Origin of the sequence: Citrobacter sp. Cpo030, from assembly GCF_030333005.1 — a bacterium.
Classification (GTDB): Bacteria; Pseudomonadota; Gammaproteobacteria; order Enterobacterales; family Enterobacteriaceae; genus Citrobacter; species Citrobacter portucalensis.
In genome coordinates this window covers 25,542-44,865 of the sequence record NZ_JAOWGT010000054.1, presented here as the reverse complement: position 1 = coordinate 44,865, position 19,324 = coordinate 25,542, and the positions used below count along the sequence as shown (strand labels likewise).

Sequence of the window (19,324 nt, the reverse complement as noted above, 5' to 3'; positions counted from 1 at the left end):
AGGCGTTATGAACCCAAAAACTATCGCTATCGTCGGCGGCGGTCAGTCGGCAGCTATGGCTGCCGCTGCACTGCGCCAACAAGGATTTGACGGCGAATTACACCTGTTTTCCGATGAGCAACATCTGCCCTATGAACGCCCACCGCTCTCCAAAGCGATGCTACTGGACGACAATCCGCAACTTCAGCCGATACTCCCCGCTGACTGGTGGCGGGAACACAACGTACTGCTGCATCTGGGGGTTACTGTGCGGACGCTCGGCCGCCAAACGCATCAGTTGGTGCTGGCTAATGGGCAGAGTTATCCATGGGATCGGCTACTGATTGCGACGGGCGCTGCGGCACGCCCCCTTCCGCAACTGGATAAGCTGGGCGATCGTTGCTTCACCCTGCGCCACGCGGGCGATGCCGAGCGCCTGCGCGACAATTTATTGCCGGGCAAGTCGATTGTCATTGTCGGTGCGGGCACCATTGGTCTGGAACTGGCGGCCAGCGCGACTCAACGCGGCTGTCAGGTGACGGTGGTAGAGCTGGCGCCAACGGTCATGGGCCGCAACGCGCCTGCTCCGGTGCGCGACTACCTGCTAGCCCGCCACCAACTTGCGGGCGTGCGGGTACTGCTTAACAGCGCTATTGAGCATGCCGAAGCGGGAGAGTGTCTCTCGCTCACGTTGCAAAACGGTGAAACTCTCACCGCTGATGCGGTGATCTATGGCGTCGGTATTGTGGCGAACGATATGCTGGCCCGCGAAGCGGGGCTGGAAACGGCGAACGGCATTATCATTGATACCGCCTGCACCACCTCCGATCCCGCGATTTTCGCCGCCGGTGACGTAGCGATAACGCGCAAACCCGACGGTTCGTTAGTACGCGTGGAAAGCTGGGAAAATGCCAACTTTCAGGCACAGACTGCCGCCGCCGCAATGCTCCACCTGCCATTACCAGAGACAACGCCAGGTTGGTTCTGGACCGACCAATACCGCGATAATTTGCAGTTCATTGGCGAAATGCAGGGAGACAGCTGGCTCGTTCGCAGCGATTCAGATACGCAGAAAGCAATATGGTTTAACCTGCAGGATGACGTGATTGTCGGGGCAGTAACGTTGAACCAGGGCCGAGAAATACGTTTATTGAGAAAATGGATTCAGGCAAAGAAAAAGCCGCCAGTGGCGGCTTTAATCGATGAAACAATCTTGCTGAAGTCAATATAACTGCCGGAGGGCACTTCGTTTATTCGGCCTACATGTGAGTGACCTGTAGGCCGGATAAGGTGTTTACACCACCATCTGGCAATTCGTATTACTTACGCGTAAACCGGGAAGCGTGCACAGATATCCAGCACTTTACCTTTGACGCGCTCGATAACAGCTTCGTCATTGATGTTGTCCAGAACGTCACACATCCAGCCAGCCAGTTCTTTCACTTCCGCTTCTTTAAAGCCACGGCGAGTCACAGCCGGAGAACCAATACGGATACCGGAAGTCACAAACGGGCTCTTCGGATCGTTCGGTACGCTGTTTTTGTTAACGGTGATGTTAGCACGGCCCAGCGCGGCGTCAGCTTCTTTACCGGTCAGGTTTTTATCAACCAGATCCAGCAGGAACAGGTGGTTTTCAGTACCGCCAGAAACCACTTTGTAGCCACGGTTCAGGAACACTTCCACCATCGCTTTGGCGTTTTTGGCAACCTGCTGCTGGTAAACCTTGAACTCAGGCTCCATCGCTTCTTTCAGCGCCACAGCTTTCGCCGCGATCACGTGCATCAGCGGGCCACCCTGCGCGCTTGGGAACACTGCGGAGTTCAGTTTTTTGTACAGCTCTTCGTCACCGCCTTTCGCCAGGATCAGGCCACCGCGTGGACCTGCCAGGGTTTTGTGGGTGGTGGTGGTCACAACGTGTGCGTGTGGAACCGGGTTCGGATAAACGCCTGCAGCAATCAGACCCGCAACGTGCGCCATATCGACGAACAGGTATGCGCCGATGCTGTCAGCGATTTCACGCATTTTTGCCCAGTCAACAACGCCGGAGTAAGCAGAGAAGCCGCCGATGATCATCTTCGGTTTGTGCTCTTTTGCCTGCTTAGCCATGTCTTCATAGTCAATTTTGCCGGACTCATCAATACCGTAAGGGATGATGTTGTACAGTTTGCCGGAGAAGTTAACCGGGGAGCCGTGAGTCAGGTGGCCGCCTTGTGCCAGGTTCATACCCAGAACGGTATCGCCCGGTTGCAGCAGAGCGGTGTAAACAGCGAAGTTAGCCTGAGAACCAGAGTGCGGCTGGACGTTAGCGTAGTCAGCGCCAAACAGCTCTTTTGCACGATCGATAGCCAGTTGCTCAACGATATCAACGTACTCGCAACCGCCGTAGTAGCGCTTGCCCGGATAACCTTCAGCGTATTTGTTGGTCAGCTGAGAACCCTGCGCCTGCATAACACGCGGGCTGGTGTAGTTTTCGGAGGCGATCAGTTCGATGTGCTCTTCCTGACGTACTTTTTCCTGCTCCATAGCCTGCCACAGTTCGGCATCATAATCGGCAATGTTCATTTCACGCTTTAACATCCGCATCTCCTGACTCAGCTAACAATAGAATTTCGGCCTAAAAAGGCAGTCCCGTTGGACGACGGCGAACAGTATAACCGAATCATTCTTCGATAACAGGTCTTGACAAAGGATTTTACGCAAACGATTACCTTCACGGCACGCAAGGCTTTGGAGAACAAAGGTCTGCTGAATTTCAACGGATTTCTTTTCAGGTTTGTGATGCAGATTTTTCACGATGTAACCTTTACAACGCAAAGTTACAAAGAACCATTTACAATGCAGGGGTATTTTTTATAAGATGTATTTGACATACATCATTAAAGTCTCAGATAAAGGAAGACCGTATGCTTGACGCACAAACCATCGCTACAGTGAAAGCCACCATCCCCCTGCTGGTTGAAACAGGCCCGAAGCTAACCGCTCATTTCTACGATCGCATGTTTACGCATAACCCAGAGCTGAAAGAAATCTTCAACATGAGTAATCAGCGTAATGGCGATCAGCGTGAAGCGCTGTTTAATGCTATTGCCGCGTATGCCAGCAATATCGAAAATCTGGCGGCATTGTTGCCGGCTGTTGAGAAAATCGCGCAGAAGCATACCAGCTTCCAGATTAAACCCGAGCAGTACAACATCGTAGGTGGCCATTTGCTGGCAACGCTGGACGAAATGTTCAGCCCAGGCCAGGAAGTTCTGGATGCTTGGGGCAAAGCGTACGGCGTGCTGGCGAACGTTTTCATCAACCGTGAAGCGCAAATCTACAGCGAAAATGCCAATAAAAATGGCGGCTGGGAAGGTACCCGTCCTTTCCGCATCGTGGCAAAAACTCCACGCAGCGCACTTATCACCAGCTTTGAGTTTGAACCTGTCGATGGTGGCGCAGTGGCTGAATATCATCCGGGGCAATACCTGGGCGTCTGGCTGAAGCCAGAAGGTTTCCCGCATCAGGAAATTCGTCAGTACTCACTGACCCGTAAACCCGATGGCAAAGGCTACCGTATTGCGGTTAAGCGTGAAGACGGTGGTCAGGTTTCAACCTGGCTGCACAACCATGCCAATGTTGGCGACGTTGTTCACCTGGCCGCTCCTGCGGGCGATTTCTTTATGGACGTTGCGACCGACACCCCGGTATCTCTGATCTCCGCAGGCGTGGGACAAACCCCAATGCTGGCAATGCTGGATACGTTGGCGAAAGCGAAGCATACGGCGCAGGTTAACTGGTTCCACGCGGCAGAAAATGGTGACGTGCATGCCTTCGCTGATGAAGTCAATGAACTCGGCAAAACGCTGCCACGCTTTAGCGCACACACCTGGTATCGTGAGCCAACCGAAGCCGATCGTGCGAAAGGTGCGTTTGATAGCGTAGGTCTGATGGATTTGAACAAACTGGAAGGCGCAATCAGCGATCCGGCGATGCAGTTTTATCTGTGCGGTCCGGTTGGTTTCATGCAGTTCGCCGCGAAGCAGCTGGTCGGCCTGGGCGTGAAAAACGAGAACATTCATTACGAATGCTTCGGCCCGCATAAAGTCTTGTAATGTATTACGCGAGTAGGCCGGATAAGGCGCTTACGCCGCCATCCGGCAATCACTCTGCCTGATGCGCTACGCTTATCAGGCCAACAAATTAACGGCGCGGCTTAGATTGCCGCGTCGTCTTCTTCACCGGTACGAATACGAATAACGCGTGCCACGTCGAAGACAAAAATCTTACCGTCGCCAATCTTGCCGGTCTGGGCAGTACGGATAATGGTGTCGACGCAGGTATCGACGATGTCGTCGGTAACCACAATTTCAATTTTTACCTTCGGCAGAAAATCCACCATATATTCCGCGCCACGGTACAGCTCGGTATGGCCTTTCTGACGGCCAAAGCCTTTCACTTCCGTTACCGTCATCCCGGTAATGCCGACTTCTGCCAGCGCTTCGCGGACATCGTCCAGCTTGAAGGGTTTAATAATCGCATCAATCTTTTTCATGCTATTCCTTGAAAAGGTCGCCTGTCTTTTGATCAAATAAAGCTAACATAATCCGCAGATTTATTCTTTGAAATCGTTTGCATCCAGCTCGTGTCGAGAAAGCAATTTATAGAATTCGGTGCGGTTGCGCCCCGCCATTCTTGCCGCGTGGGTCACATTGCCCTTGGTGATTTGCAGCAGCTTACGCAGATAGTTGAGTTCAAACTGGTTACGCGCCTCAACAAAGGTCGGCAGCGCGGTGTTTTCCCCTTCCAGCGCCTGCTCCACCAGCGCGTCGCTGATCACTGGCGAAGAGGTCAACGCCACACACTGCTCAATTACGTTGACCAGCTGACGCACGTTGCCCGGCCAACTGGCGGTCATTAACCGCTTCATGGCATCGGTTGAAAAGGCGCGTACGAACGGTTTGTGCCGTTCAGCAGACTGGCGCAGCAGATGGTTCGCCAGCAGCGGAATATCTTCCGTACGCTCGGCCAGCGCAGGGATCTTCAGGCTCACCACGTTGAGGCGATAGTACAAATCCTCGCGAAATTCGCCCCGAGCCATCGCTTTGGGTAAATCGCGGTGGGTCGCAGAAACGATCCGCACATCAATGTCGATATCGCGGTTACTGCCTAACGGTCTGACTTTTCGTTCCTGCAATACGCGCAGCAGTTTCACCTGTAACGGCGCAGGCATATCGCCAATCTCATCGAGAAACAGCGTGCCGCCTTCCGCGGCCTGAAACAGCCCTTCACGATTGCTCACCGCACCGGTAAAAGCACCGCGCGCATGACCAAACAGTTCTGATTCCAGCAGTTGTTCCGGCAACGCGCCGCAGTTAATGGCAATGAAAGGTTTTTGGCTGCGCGGGCTGGCGTTGTGAATAGCCTGAGCGAAAACTTCTTTCCCGGTTCCGCTTTGGCCGTTGATCAAGACACTAACGTCCGATTGCGCCACCATCCGCGCCTGTTCCAGCAGGCGTAGCATCAGCGGGCTGCGGGTAACGATAGATTCGCGCCAGCTGTCATCGGCGGCGGGCGCAGACTGTTCCAGCGCCCCGTCGATCGCGTGATACAACGCGTCCTTGTCGACTGGTTTAGTGAGGAAACTGAACACCCCTTGCTGGGTCGCCGCAACAGCGTCCGGGATGGAGCCGTGAGCGGTCAGGATAATCACCGGCATCCCAGGCTGTACTTTCTGGATTTCAGTAAACAGCTGCATGCCGTCCATTTCATCCATGCGCAGATCGCTAATAACCAGATCCACTTTTTCACGGTTCAGCACCCGTAACCCTTCCTGCCCACTTTCCGCGGTCACGACGCTGTAGCCTTCGCTGGTCAGTCGCATTCCAAGTAATTTCAACAGTCCCGGATCGTCATCCACCAGCAGCAGATGCGCGGGCTTACGGCTTATCATGGCGTAACCTCATCGGCAGACGGCGCTGCGCCTTCTTCGTTATCAGGCGTAGTGAGTTTATCGTTCCCGTGCAGCGCATCAGGATTGTAGTTACCGCCAGGTTTGCGCGTGGAAAGCTGGCGCTCAATATCGGTCAGATTCTCCAGCTTGCGGGTCGTGAGATCGAGCTGGGACTGCAAATGCTGCTGCTGTTGGCGCAGCGTATCGAGATCGCTGTCGGACGCCTGCTGGAGTTTACTGTAGCGCATACGCTCTTCGGCAAGCTGCAACTGCAACGTTTGGCTGCTGCGCCAGACCTGATACAGCGGGCGTACCTGCGGCGGAATTTGCGGGCTTAACGCATCGAGGCGCGTAACAGCCTCCCGCCTTTCAGGCGGCGTAATGTTGGCGTTCTCGAGCAGGATCCCACGCCTGAAAGCGCCCTGCCAGGTATCTGTCATCAGGGTGCTGGCTTCACTACGCGCCTGCACCGGCATCAGGCGATTGGCACAATCCATCGCCCTCAGCCAGTACAACGGATTGGTTTCTGTGGACTGGCCAGACAGCGACCAGATATCCGTACAGTCGGTTGCAAGGTAGTCTGCCAGTTGATTAGGCGGAATTTTCTCCTGCGAAGGATCGCCGATAATATGATTCACCGCGTTCGGAACGCAACCAACCAGCGCCAGGCACGGCAGGCTTGCGAGGATGACGCGACGAAGAAAATGTCGTTTAAGCATTCGGACAACAACGTATGGCATACTCACCAGACTTAGGTTTATTTTAGTGATTTTTCGCAGCAGCTAGCGGCAGTTCTATGCGAAAACAAACGTTTTGCGCATGGTCATCAACCAGATACAGTTTGCCCCGCATACGGCGAATGCAATCTCTGGCAATGCTTAGCCCCAACCCGCTTCCTTTTACCGCCCCTTTTCGCTGATGGCTACCCTGGAAAAAAGGCTCGAAGATCATGGTCTGTTCTGCTTCTGGGATCGGTGTGCCGGTATTCATTACATCGATGTATACCGTTGAGCCATGCAAACTGCTGCGGATCCAAATGTTACCGGATTCAGCACCATAGTGCACCGCATTGGAATAAAGATTGTCCAGCACGCTCATCAACAGCATCGGTTCTGCCAGGCAGGTGTTCACCGCAAGCGCAACATCAGTATGTATCATTTTGGCGCGAGCGGGCAGGCTATGCGCAGAAACAACGCTTTCCACCAGCGGCGTGATTTCCACACTTTCAAGTTCCACCTCGTCATCAGCCAGCTTGCGGTTGTAATCAAGGAGTTGTTCAATCAGCTTTTGCAGGTTGCGGCTGCTGTCATCCAGAATACCGACCACCTCTTTTTGCTCCGCTGTTAACGGGCCAACCACCTGATCGGCCAACAATTCGGTACCTTCGCGCATGCTCGCCAGCGGTGTTTTCAGCTCATGGGAAAGATGGCGTAAAAACTGATGCCGTTGCGACTCAAGCCAGGAGAGGCGTTCGCTTAACCAGATGATACGCTGCCCCACGGATCTCAATTCCCGTGGCCCGGTAAATAATACGCTATCCCCCAGCGAGCGCCCTTCTCCCAGACAGTTGATCATCCGTTCAATGCCCTTCACCGGACCGATAATCATGCGGGTAAACAGCAAGACCATCGCCAGGCTGACGAGAAACAGCACCAGTGCCTGCCAGCCAAAAAACTGCCCACGTTCGGCTATTTCCTGCTGTAACTGCTGCCCACGAGAAAAGATCACGGTACGCGTCGCTTGCACCATCTCGGTATTGGCATTGGCGAATGCTTCCAGTCGTGCAGCCGACACACTGTCAGGACCACTGTTTTTACACTGCAACTGCGCGAGATCGTTAAGATCCTGACGCAACGCCTGGTAGAGCTTGGTATCCGGCAACACCCCCGCATGCGCATCCAGCATGTCGCTGTAGCGTTTACGCTGGCTTTGGTAGACCCTGGCCAATGTTGGGTCATCAAGCACGCAGTATTGCCGATAGCTGCGCTCCATCTCCAGCGCGACGTTGGTCATCGCCTCGCTGCGTCTGGCATCAATCAGCGTGGTGCGGTTGGTCAGCGCAGCCTGCGCGCTCAGGGCATTCAGACTTTGCCATGCCTGCCAGGCCAGAACTAACAACGGCAGCAGGATAAGCAAGAAGGCCAACGTCACCAATTGACGTAAAGATCGGGGAAAAACTGACCAGCGCTTCAAGGCGTTACTCTCAATGGACAGGAATAGATTGATGCTAACTGAGGGGAACGCCAGATACAACAAAGCCGGGATTAACCCGGCTTTGTTATGGAATAAGGCGGTGCCTAACTCGACGTTTCGCCCGGAGGTTGATATGAGCAATGCTAATATCAGATGTTGGACGGCAGGCACCTTGTTGTGCGTCATTCGAAGTTTATGTAGCACGTCCCGAAGGGGCTGACATAAGAAGGTGAATGAGCCACTGGTTAATATTATGCAGCATCTGTGCCAATATTCAAAACACTTTATTAACACAATGATAAGTATGAAAAATATTATTATTTTCACAAATAACAATTCTGGCTGTTTTTTGTTCTCTCTGTCGCCAACCAGCGACACTTGCAGCACTTAAAAACAAATCACTATTAAATCAAATAATTAAACGTCTCTTTTTGACGACACCGCAACCCTATCCATGTCGGCATTTCCCGACACTTTACTTTTAGGTGCAAGCGCTGAGTTTATTGCCGGATGGCGGCGTGAACGCCTTATCCGGCCTACAACCGCATTTTCCCTGTAGGCCTGATAAGCGTAGCGTCATCAGGCGGGTTCCATCCGGCAGACAAAAAAAACCCCTCGTGAAGAGGGGCTTGATGACTATTGCGCGAATTAACCGAGCTGTTTACGCGCGTTGCGGAAAATACGCATCCACGGGCTATCCTCGCCCCAGTTTTCCGGGTGCCAGGAGTTGCTCACGGTACGGAACACACGTTCCGGGTGCGGCATCATAATGGTGACGCGACCATTTTCAGTGGTCACTGCAGTAATACCGTTCGGCGAACCGTTCGGGTTAGCCGGATAGGTCTCGGTCACCTTACCGAAGTTATCAACATAGCGCAGCGCCACCAGACCTTTGCTCTCAAGCTGAGCCAGATGCGCACCGTCACGCACTTCGACACGACCTTCACCGTGAGAAACGGCAATCGGCATCATCGACCCCACCATATCGGCAAGCAGCAAAGACGGGCTTTGCGTCACTTCGACCAAGCTGAAGCGGGCTTCAAAGCGGTCAGAGTGGTTACGCACAAAGCGCGGCCACAGGTCACTTCCCGGGATCAGCTCACGCAGGTTAGACATCATCTGACAACCGTTACACACGCCGAGAGCCAGCGTTTGCGGGCGATGGAAGAAGGTTTCGAACTCATCACGGACGCGGTTGTTGAACAGAATCGACTTCGCCCAACCTTCCCCAGCGCCAAGCACATCGCCGTAAGAGAAACCGCCGCAGGCCACCAGCGCCTGGAAATTACCCAGGCCGATACGTCCGCCCAGCAGGTCGCTCATGTGCACATCGATGGCGTCGAAACCCGCACGGTGGAAGGCGGCTGCCATCTCAACGTGGGAGTTCACACCCTGCTCACGCAGTACGGCCACTTTGGGACGCGCACCGGTGGCGATGTACGGAGCGGCAACATCTTCGTTGATATCAAACGACAGTTTAACGTTGAGACCAGGGTCCGCATCGTTAGTTTTAGCGTCGTGTTCCTGATCGGCACATTCCGGGTTGTCACGCAGACGCTGCATCTGCCAGGTGGTTTCCGCCCACCACATACGCAGGGTAGTACGGCTTTCGCTAAACACCGGCTGGTCGTTAGCGGTCAGGTTGAAGCGGTCGCCTTCAACGGCTTTACCGAGGAAGTGTACGCAGTCTGCCAGGCCGTGGGCAGCCAGAATCGCTTCCACCGCCTCACGTTCAGCAGCACGAACCTGAATCACCGCACCCAGTTCTTCGCTAAACAGCGCCGCCAGACGATCTTCACCCAGAGAGTGGATATCAGCGTCAATACCGCAGTGACCGGCGAAGGCCATTTCCGCCAGCGTAACCAGCAGACCGCCGTCAGAACGGTCATGATAGGCCAGCAGCTTACGCGCAGCGACCAGCGCCTGAATCGCATCGTAGAAGCCTTTCAGTTGCTCAACGTTACGCACGTCGGCAGGCTTATCACCCAGTTGACGGTAAACCTGCGCCAGCGACGTTGCGCCCAGCGCATTGTGACCAAGACCGAGGTCAATCAGCAGCAGGGCGTTGTCTTCAGTAGAGAGCTGCGGGGTAATGGTGTGGCGCACATCTTCCACGCGGGCAAAGGCGGTGATCACCAGCGACAGTGGCGAGGTCATTTCACGCTGCTCGTTACCTTCCTGCCAGCGGGTTTTCATCGACATAGAGTCTTTGCCCACTGGAATGGTCAGGCCGAGCGCCGGGCATAGCTCTTCCCCGACGGCTTTTACTGCTTCGTACAGGCCAGCATCTTCACCAGGGTGACCCGCAGCCGCCATCCAGTTTGCCGACAGCTTAATACGTTTGATGTCGCCAATCTGCGTTGCCGCAATGTTGGTCAGCGCTTCACCGACAGCCAGACGCGCTGAGGCAGAGAAGTCCAGTAGCGCAACCGGCGCGCGCTCGCCGATAGACATCGCTTCACCGTAGTAGCTATCGAGGCTTGCGGTAGTGACCGCGCAGTTGGCGACCGGGATCTGCCATGGACCAACCATCTGGTCACGCGCAACCATGCCGGTAACGGTACGGTCACCGATGGTCACGAGGAACGTTTTTTCCGCGACAGTCGGCAGATGCAGCACGCGGTTAACCGCATCTGCAATCGAGATTTCGCCACGATTCAGGGCATCGCCTTTGGCTTTCAGCGTCTGCACATCGCGGGTCATTTTCGGTGTTTTACCCAGCAGCACATCGAGCGGCATGTCGATCGGCTGGTTGTCGAAGTGGCTGTCGCTCAAGGTCAGATGCTGTTCTTCGGTAGCTTCACCAATCACCGCATACGGCGCGCGCTCGCGCTTACACAGTTCGTCAAACAGCGGCAATTGATCGGCAGCAACCGCCAGCACGTAGCGTTCCTGGGATTCGTTACACCAGATTTCCAGCGGACTCATACCCGGCTCGTCGCTGAGGATATCGCGCAGCTGGAACTTACCGCCGCGACCGCCATCGCTTACCAGCTCCGGCATAGCGTTAGACAGTCCACCCGCACCAACGTCATGGATAAACAGAATCGGGTTCGCATCCCCCATCTGCCAGCAACGGTCGATAACTTCCTGGCAACGACGTTCCATTTCCGGGTTGTCACGCTGTACGGAAGCGAAATCAAGATCGGCATCAGACTGGCCGGAAGCCATAGAGGAGGCTGCCCCACCGCCAAGACCGATGTTCATCGCCGGGCCGCCGAGGACGATAAGCTTAGCGCCAACGACGATCTCGCCCTTCTGCACGTGATCGGCACGGATGTTACCGATCCCGCCTGCCAGCATGATCGGTTTATGGTAACCGCGCAGCTCTTCGCCGTTATGGCTGTTGACCTTTTCTTCATAGGTACGGAAGTAGCCGGTCAGCGCCGGACGACCAAATTCGTTGTTAAACGCCGCTCCGCCCAACGGGCCTTCGGTCATGATATCAAGCGCGGTAACAATACGGTCCGGCTTACCGAAGTCTTCTTCCCACGGCTGTTCAAAGCCAGGAATACGCAGGTTGGAAACGGAGAAACCCACCAGCCCGGCTTTCGGTTTTGCACCGCGACCGGTTGCCCCCTCATCGCGGATTTCGCCGCCGGAGCCGGTTGCAGCACCTGGCCACGGAGAGATAGCCGTCGGGTGGTTGTGAGTTTCAACCTTCATCAGGATGTGGGCTGGTTCCTGATGGAAATCGTAGCGGCCGGTTTTGTGGTCGGCAAAATAGCGGCCCACTTCAGAGCCTTCCATTACCGCAGCGTTGTCTTTATAGGCAGACAGCACGTGGTCCGGCGTGGTTTCGAAGGTATTCTTGATCATCTTGAACAGCGACTTCGGCTGCTGTTTACCATCGATAACCCAGTCGGCGTTAAAAATCTTGTGGCGGCAGTGCTCAGAGTTGGCCTGCGCAAACATGTATAGTTCAATATCGTTCGGGTTACGTCCCAGTTTGGTGAACGCATCCTGCAGATAGTCAATTTCGTCTTCCGCCAGCGCCAGACCCAGACGCAGGTTAGCGTCGATCAGCGCCTGACGCCCCTCACCCAGTAGATCAACGCTGGAGACCGGCGCCGGTTGGTGATGGGCAAACAGTTTTTCGGCATCGTTCAGCGCAGAGAAAACCGTTTCCATCATGCGGTCGTGCAGTTCGTCGGCCACCATCTGCCATTGCTCAGCTGTCAGCGTAGAGGCTTCTACATACCAGGCAATGCCACGTTCCAGGCGGCTAATCTGGTGCAGACCGCAGTTGTGGGCAATATCAGTCGCTTTAGAAGACCACGGGGAGATGGTGCCAGGGCGAGGCGTAACCAGCAGCAGTTTGCCTTCCGGGGCGTGGCTTTGCAGAGCAGGACCATATTTCAGCAGGCGTGCAAGCTGCGCGTGCTCATCTTCATTTAACGGTGCATTCAGATCGGCAAAATGGACGTACTCGGCGTAAATGTTGTGGACCTGGAGGTTGGCAGCCTGAAAACGTGCCAGCAGTTTGTTAATACGGAATGCAGACAGTGCAGGTGAACCACGCAGAATTTCCATCATAAGTCTCTCGTCTTCTAAGCTTTCGGTGTGCCCAAGTGGGGGAAACGGGCGTCATTATAAAGAATCTACCGCGCCGACGAAACCGTTTGCGTCGAAATAAAATCACGACCGTCACTTATCATCAAATGCGGTCAGATTTCTGAATAAGTTGCCAACTGACGCAAGTTTAAGCAAAATGCCGTTCATTAATGACGACTTCACTTCTTAATCAACACCACAGCAGACAGAGACAACGTACGGTTCAGAGAATTAACTAATTGAAAAAATTAAAGATTAATTATCTGTTCATCGGCATATTGACGCTGTTGTTGGCAGCGGCCCTTTGGCCATCTATCCCCTGGTTCGGTAAAGCCGAAAATCGTATCGCCGCCATTCAGTCGCGGGGAGAGCTGCGCGTCAGTACCATTGATTCGCCATTAACTTACGCGACCCTCAACGGCAAAAAATTCGGTCTGGATTATGAACTGGCCCAGGAATTTGCCGACTACTTAGGCGTGAAGTTAAAAGTTACCGTACGCCAGAACATCAGCCAGCTTTTTGACGACCTGGATAACGGCAATGCCGACCTGTTAGCCGCAGGCCTGGTCTATAACAGCGAGCGGGTTAAAAATTACCAGCCCGGCCCGACCTATTATTCGGTTTCACAACAGCTGGTGTACCGGGTTGGGCAATACCGTCCGCGCACGCTTGCCACGGTGAACGAAAACCAGCTGACTATCGCCCCGGGGCACGTGGTAGTTAACGACCTCCAGCAGCTAAAAGAGAAAAAATTTCCCGATCTGAGCTGGAAAGTCGATGACAAAAAGGGCACCACCGAACTGCTTGATGATGTAATCGCCGGAAAGCTGGATTACACCATAGCCGATTCTGTCGCCATCAGCTTATATCAACGCGTTCATCCTGAGCTGGCCGTAGCGCTCGACGTCTCTGACGAACAACCGGTGACCTGGTTTAGTCGGCTGGACGATGACAACACGCTATCTGCCGCCCTACTGGATTTCTTCAACACCATGAATGAAGACGGTTCTCTGGCACGGCTGGAAGAGAAATATCTCGGGCATGGCGATGATTTTGACTATGTCGATACCCGCTCCTTTTTGCGCGCCGTAGACAGCGTGTTGCCGGACCTCAAGCCGCTGTTTGAGAAATATGCGCAAGAGATAGACTGGCGACTGCTGGCCGCTATCTCATATCAGGAGTCACACTGGGATGCGCAGGCCACCTCTCCAACCGGCGTACGCGGGCTGATGATGCTGACCAAAAATACCGCTCAGAGTCTTGGGCTGACCGACCGTACCGATGCCGAACAAAGCATCAGCGGCGGCGCGCGATATTTGCAGGACATGATGAGCAAAGTACCGGATACCGTCCCCGAAGGAGAACGCATCTGGTTTGCGCTTGCAGCCTACAATATGGGTTATGCGCACATGCTGGACGCACGGGCGCTGACGGTGAAAACCAAAGGCAATCCGAACAGTTGGTCCGACGTAAAACAGCGACTACCGCTGCTTAGCCTAAAGCCGTATTACAATAAGTTGACCTATGGTTATGCGCGTGGCCATGAAGCCTACGCCTATGTGGAAAACATCCGTAAATACCAGATTAGCCTGGTGGGATATCTGCAAGAGAAAGAAAAACAGGCGCTAGAAACGCAGCAACTGGCGCAGGATTACCCGGCGGTGACGCCCGCAGAGCTAATAGGTAAAGATGAATTCCCGCTTTCGGCGTTTCTGTCTCAGACGTCGTCAAACTACCTGTCGCACTCGCCTTCCCTGCTGTTTTCACCGCAGAAAAAAGAGGGAAAGTAGTCCTGGTAGCCTGATAAGCGCAGCACCATCAGGCTGAGAGTTACTGATTAGCGGATTTTTTCAGGGCCTTAATTTCCTGCCGGCGCATGCGGAAGAAATCACTGAGCAGCGTGGCGCATTCATCCCGCAGTACCCCTTCGGTCACTTCAACCCGATGATTCATTCCAGGGTGATGCAGCACATCCATTAATGACCCGGCAGCCCCGGTTTTCGCATCGCGCGCGCCAAAAACGACCCGACCGATACGGCTGTGCACCATCGCGCCAGCGCACATCACGCACGGTTCCAGAGTGACGTACAGCGTGGCATCTAACAGGCGGTAGTTTTGCAGCACCAGGCCGCCCTGACGCAGCGCCATAATCTCAGCATGAGCAGTCGGATCATGATGACCTATCGGGCGGTTCCAGCCTTCGCCAATCACTCGGTTGTTATGTACCAATACCGCACCCACCGGGACTTCACGCTCATCCCAGGCGCGCTTAGCCAGCGTTAAAGCATGACGCATCCAGTATTCGTGGCTAAATTCAACATCTGACAAAGGGGTAACTCCAGTAATCAAAGCGGGCGCATTATACACGTCATACTTCAAATTGCATGTGCGTTGGCTATTCGAGTTGCTGAAGCTCTCCGCGCGGCGTGACGCGCCAGCGATGCTGGCAAAAAGAGAGCAGCGGATTGTCCTGATTACTGTCACTATAGCCACTGTAAAGCTGTAGCGGCGCGCCAATGTGGCGTTCCAGTTGTGTCACTTTCTCATGGCCCAGACAGCGCAGAGTCAGTACCCAGCCGCCGTATCCCCGCGCCATTTTGCTGGCAATCAGATTGACTCGCGGTAGCCATGGAGTATCAAAGTAAACCTGCTCGACCAGTGACTGTGGAGAGCCGGTAATAAGCCAGATATCAGCGTCAGAGCTTAACAGGTAGGTTGTCAGCCGCTGCTGCACGAGCGGAAACGCCGTCACGTTACTGCGAAACCAGCGCACAAAGTCGGCCTGATGCGCTTTCAGACGCGCCTCGCTGCGGCCAAAAGTGCATCCCCATAACAGCAGGCTCATTGGCCAGCGGGCGGCACGTCCTTTTATCAGCAACGCCAGCGCAATCACCGGTAACAGAGGCAGCACAAGCAACGCGTTCAGCGGCTGGCGACGCAGCAGATAACGAATAAAACTACCGAACATATCCTGCTGGTGTAACGTGCCATCCAAATCAAAAAAGACAACGCGGCGCTGGTGATTGGTCAAACCTTATTCCTCTGGATCAGTGAATCCCAATAGCCAGGTAAACAAGAACCCGGCGATAACTGCTACCAGATAGCCTAACAGATAGAACATCACTTTTCCGGCAACAATCGTCAGTGCCAGCGGTAATCCGGAGATGCCAAAGGTGATGACCGTCGCCACCTTCCAGTAGCTAATCAGCGCCCCACCTACCGCGCCGCCAAGACAGGCACCGATAAACGGCTTACCCAACGGCAGCGTTACGCCAAAAATCAGCGGCTCGCCAATCCCCAGCAGTCCGACCGGTAGCGCCCCTTTGATCACTTTCTTTAGCCGCGCATTGCGGGTTTTCATCAAAACCGCAATCGCAGCACCTATTTGCCCAACGCCCGCCATCGCCAGGATCGGAAAGAGCGCGTTATAACCGTGCGCCTGAACCAGTTCAACATGGATGGGCACCAATCCCTGATGAAGCCCGGTGAGTACCAACGGCAGGAAGGTTCCTGCCAGCACGGCACCGACCAGAAAACCGCCGCGATCGATAGCCCAGGATGCGCCGTGAGCGATAGATTCAGAAATCCATCCGCCAAGCGGTTGCAGCGCCACAATCGCGATTACGCCGGTAATGATGGTGGTCAGCAGCGGGTTAAGGATAAGCTCCAGTGATTCTGGCAACAGCGTGCGGAATTTACGTTCGATCCAGCACATCAGCGCAACCACCAGCAATACCGCGATCACCCCACCGCGCCCCGGCTGCAACGCTTCGCCAAACAGGGTAATTTGCGCCAGCTGAGGGCTGGAGAGGATCCCCGCCATCACCCCGCCCATTGCCAGGGAGCCACCGAAAACTTTGGCGGTATTCACCCCGACCAGAATATTCATAATGGCAAATACGGCGCTGCCAAATATGCCCATCAACCCCAGCATATTTGGATAGTGGGTCGCAAAATCCCCCACGATATCCGGGCGCTTAAGGATGTTAATAATGCCGGTAATCAAACCGGAGGCGATAAACGCCGGAATAAGAGGGATAAAGACGTTCGCCAGCTTACGCAGCGCATCGCTCATCGGCGCTTTGTACTTCGCTTTGGCCTCTGACTTGGTGCGCTCAATATCATTGGCACCTGCTCGCTCGCCGCCATCGGCAATCAGGGAACGCATGGCATCCACCACTTTGGCTGCTTTACCGGGACCGACAATAATCTGGTGCTGTGCGCCCTGCTTCACGTAGCCGCTAACGCCGGGCAGTTGCCTGAGGCGGGGAATATCGATCTGCCCGTCATCCTGAACTTCCACCCTGACACGGGTCATACAGTTTTCCAGACGCAGAATATTGTTCTCTCCGCCAACGCCCAGCAGGATGTCGCTGGCCAGCAACGCCGTCTTATCCATATACACCTCTTAGTGTTCTAACGCCGCGCGTAAAAAACCCTGGTGAGCGGCAAGTTTTTCGCGGGCGGCAGCAGCATCCAGGCCGGTGAGCGCCATTAAAATAGCCGGCTTAACATCATAATCCGTCTGCTTCAGCAGCGTTTCAGCTTGAGCACGCGCAATGCCGGTGGCTTCAACCACCATACGGCACGCCCGATCGACCAGTTTGACGTTGGTTGCCTGCATATCCACCATCAGGTTCTGGTACACCTTGCCAAATTTCACCATCGCGCCGGTGGAGATCATATTGAGCACCAGCTTTTGCGCGGTGCCGGATTTCAGTCGTGTTGACCCGGTCAGCGCCTCTGGCCCCACCACCGGAGAAATGGCAATGTCCGCTTCATGCGCGATAGGGGAATCCGGATTGCATGAAATAGCCGCCGTCGTACAGCCCACCGAACGCGCATATTTCAACCCACCAATGACATACGGCGTACGACCAGAAGCAGCCAGCCCCACCACCAGATCCTGTGCGGTAAGATTGAGCGTACGCAGATCGTCTTCACCTAGCTGCGGGTTATCTTCTGCGCCTTCTACGGCCTTAAGCAGCGCGCCCGGTCCCCCGGCAATCAGCCCAACCACCAGACCGTGCGGAACGCCGAAGGTTGGCGGGCATTCAGACGCGTCCAGCACCCCAAGACGCCCACTGGTACCTGCTCCCATGTAAATAATGCGTCCACCGGCTTTTAGCGCGTCAGCTGCCGCATCAACCGCGCGCGCAACTTCAGGAAGAGTTGCTTTTACTGCTTCAGCTACCAGCGTATCCTGTTGATTAAAACGATGAACCAACTCCAGAGTGGAGAGCGCATCCAGATCCATGGTCTGAGGATTGCGGGTTTCTGAAACTAACGCACCGAGATTCATTTTTTGTTCCTTAGGAATTTTTAATTCATAATAATCTGTCATAATGGAATATTATATTCACTAAGGCGAGTGATATTTTGTTTTGTAATCGCCATCACATTTTCGCCAGGAGAAAGCATGAACTGTTTAATTCGCATTCGTCAGCGTTATCCGGATCTCGCGCAAAGCGATAAAAAGCTTGCGGATTATCTTCTTGCTCAACCGGATGCTGCGCGTCATCTCAGTTCACAACAGCTGGCCTTTGAAGCGGGCGTCAGCCAGTCCAGCGTGGTGAAATTCGCGCAAAAGATGGGCTTTAAAGGATTCCCGGCACTCAAACTGGCGATTAGCGAAGCATTGGCCAGCAATCCCAATCCCCATTCCATTCCGGTACATAATCAGATTCGCGGTGACGACCCGATGCGAATGGTAGGCGAGAAACTGATTAAAGAGAACGTGGCGGCGATGCATGCGACGCTGGACGTCAACAGCGAAGAGAAACTGATGGAGAGCGTCACGATGCTGCGTTCAGCCCGCCGCATTATTGTGACCGGGATTGGTGCATCGGGTCTGGTAGCGCAGAATTTTGCCAGGAAACTGCTGAAGATTGGTTTTAACGCGGTGGTGGAACGCGATATGCACGCCCTGCTGGCGACGGTGCAGGCGCTTTCGCCTAACGATCTACTGCTGGCCATTTCGTATACCGGAGAGCGTCGAGAGCTCAACCTGGCTGCGGATGAAACGTTGCGCACCGGCGCGAAAATCCTCGCCATCACCGGATTCACACCGAACGCCCTGCAGCAACGGGCAAGTCATTGTCTGTACACCATTGCCGAGGAGCAGGCCACGCGCAGCGCAGCGATTTCCTCCACCCATGCGCAAATGATGCTCACTGATTTACTGTTTATGGCGCTGGTGCAGCAGGATCTGGAGCATGCCCCGGAACGTATTCGCCACAGTGAGGCCCTGGTAAAAAAACTGGTCTGAGCAAAGAATGCGCGTATAATGCCCGCCCGATTTGTGATGTTTTGAGAGTTTCCTGATGGCCCTGTTAATCACTAAAAAGTGTATCAATTGCGATATGTGCGAGCCCGAATGCCCGAATGAGGCGATTTCGATGGGTGATAGCATTTACGAGATTAACAGCGACAAGTGTACGGAATGCGTAGGCCATTACGACACGCCAACCTGCCAGAAGGTGTGCCCTATTCCCAATACTATTTTGAAAGATCCGGCGCATGTCGAAACAGAAGAGCAGCTGTGGGATAAGTTTGTGCTGATGCACCACGCCGATAAACTTTAGCCGCGTCGCCATCTGGCGATGAAGCTCCTACCCTGCCCCTGCAACAAACGCATAACCCGTAGGCCGGATAAGACGCTACGCG

General features: G+C 54.4%; 15 protein-coding genes. 5 read left to right on the top strand and 10 right to left on the bottom strand.

From position 1 onward, the window contains the following. Window positions 1-7 precede the first annotated feature (7 nt). The gene (hcaD, locus tag OGY37_RS09510) at window positions 8-1,210 is read left to right on the top strand and encodes a phenylpropionate dioxygenase ferredoxin reductase subunit (RefSeq protein WP_286620663.1); all 1,203 of its coding nucleotides are present in this window, start codon (window positions 8-10) and stop codon (window positions 1,208-1,210) included. Window positions 1,211-1,302: 92 nt separating this feature from the next. Here hcaD and glyA read toward each other — a convergent pair whose 3' ends face one another. Beyond that, complete coding sequence (gene glyA, locus OGY37_RS09505) at window positions 1,303-2,556, bottom strand: serine hydroxymethyltransferase (RefSeq protein WP_003835277.1); 1,254 nt, start codon at window positions 2,554-2,556, stop codon at window positions 1,303-1,305. A 326-nt stretch (window positions 2,557-2,882) separates the two neighbouring features. On the opposite strand from glyA, the gene hmpA reads away from it, so the two are divergent. Next, window positions 2,883-4,073 (top strand): NO-inducible flavohemoprotein, encoded by a 1,191-nt coding sequence (gene hmpA / locus OGY37_RS09500; RefSeq protein WP_191222276.1) that lies wholly within the window; start codon window positions 2,883-2,885, stop codon window positions 4,071-4,073. Between the two features lie 101 nt (window positions 4,074-4,174). Here the strand turns inward: hmpA and glnB are convergent, their stop codons facing one another. The 5 genes from glnB to purL form a co-directional block, all read right to left on the bottom strand. Beyond that, entirely contained in the window at window positions 4,175-4,513 is a 339-nt protein-coding gene (gene glnB / locus OGY37_RS09495) for a nitrogen regulatory protein P-II (protein WP_002914032.1), read from the bottom strand. 60 nt (window positions 4,514-4,573) lie between these two features. Continuing rightward, entirely contained in the window at window positions 4,574-5,908 is a 1,335-nt protein-coding gene (glrR, locus tag OGY37_RS09490) for a two-component system response regulator GlrR (protein WP_353622288.1), read from the bottom strand. Beyond that, entirely contained in the window at window positions 5,908-6,651 is a 744-nt protein-coding gene (gene qseG, locus OGY37_RS09485) for a two-component system QseEF-associated lipoprotein QseG (RefSeq protein ID WP_286553061.1), read from the bottom strand. The genes glrR and qseG overlap by 1 nt, the downstream gene beginning before the upstream one ends. A gap of 22 nt (window positions 6,652-6,673) precedes the next feature. Continuing rightward, on the bottom strand, window positions 6,674-8,104 hold the full coding sequence (qseE, locus tag OGY37_RS09480; RefSeq protein WP_125112766.1) for a two component system sensor histidine kinase QseE/GlrK: 1,431 nt from the start codon (window positions 8,102-8,104) through the stop codon (window positions 6,674-6,676). A gap of 648 nt (window positions 8,105-8,752) precedes the next feature. Next, window positions 8,753-12,640, bottom strand: coding sequence for a phosphoribosylformylglycinamidine synthase (purL, locus tag OGY37_RS09475; RefSeq protein ID WP_286620659.1), 3,888 nt, complete (start codon window positions 12,638-12,640; stop codon window positions 8,753-8,755). A gap of 257 nt (window positions 12,641-12,897) precedes the next feature. Between purL and mltF the strand changes: the two genes are divergently transcribed. Continuing rightward, window positions 12,898-14,448, top strand: a complete 1,551-nt coding sequence (gene mltF / locus OGY37_RS09470) for a membrane-bound lytic murein transglycosylase MltF (RefSeq protein WP_286620657.1) — start codon at window positions 12,898-12,900, stop codon at window positions 14,446-14,448. A 40-nt stretch (window positions 14,449-14,488) separates the two neighbouring features. Here mltF and tadA read toward each other — a convergent pair whose 3' ends face one another. Genes tadA through murQ form a run of 4 tightly spaced genes read right to left on the bottom strand, consistent with a single transcriptional unit; the run spans window position 14,489 to window position 17,960 of the window. Then, the gene (tadA, locus tag OGY37_RS09465; RefSeq protein ID WP_071845284.1) at window positions 14,489-15,025 is read right to left on the bottom strand and encodes a tRNA adenosine(34) deaminase TadA; all 537 of its coding nucleotides are present in this window, start codon (window positions 15,023-15,025) and stop codon (window positions 14,489-14,491) included. A gap of 28 nt (window positions 15,026-15,053) precedes the next feature. Further along, window positions 15,054-15,689 carry a phosphatidylglycerophosphatase C gene (yfhb, locus tag OGY37_RS09460; protein ID WP_048234700.1) on the bottom strand — a complete coding sequence of 212 codons (636 nt, stop codon included), beginning with the start codon at window positions 15,687-15,689 and terminating at the stop codon, window positions 15,054-15,056. 3 nt (window positions 15,690-15,692) lie between these two features. Further along, window positions 15,693-17,057 carry a PTS transporter subunit EIIC gene (locus OGY37_RS09455; protein ID WP_008785492.1) on the bottom strand — a complete coding sequence of 455 codons (1,365 nt, stop codon included), beginning with the start codon at window positions 17,055-17,057 and terminating at the stop codon, window positions 15,693-15,695. 9 nt (window positions 17,058-17,066) lie between these two features. Further along, a complete protein-coding gene (gene murQ / locus OGY37_RS09450) occupies window positions 17,067-17,960 on the bottom strand; it encodes an N-acetylmuramic acid 6-phosphate etherase (protein WP_003835317.1) in 894 nt (297 codons plus the stop codon). Between the two features lie 117 nt (window positions 17,961-18,077). Between murQ and OGY37_RS09445 the strand changes: the two genes are divergently transcribed. After that, the gene (locus tag OGY37_RS09445; RefSeq protein WP_286620654.1) at window positions 18,078-18,926 is read left to right on the top strand and encodes a MurR/RpiR family transcriptional regulator; all 849 of its coding nucleotides are present in this window, start codon (window positions 18,078-18,080) and stop codon (window positions 18,924-18,926) included. 55 nt (window positions 18,927-18,981) lie between these two features. Beyond that, window positions 18,982-19,242 carry a YfhL family 4Fe-4S dicluster ferredoxin gene (locus tag OGY37_RS09440; protein ID WP_003037590.1) on the top strand — a complete coding sequence of 87 codons (261 nt, stop codon included), beginning with the start codon at window positions 18,982-18,984 and terminating at the stop codon, window positions 19,240-19,242. Window positions 19,243-19,324: the final 82 nt, after the last annotated feature.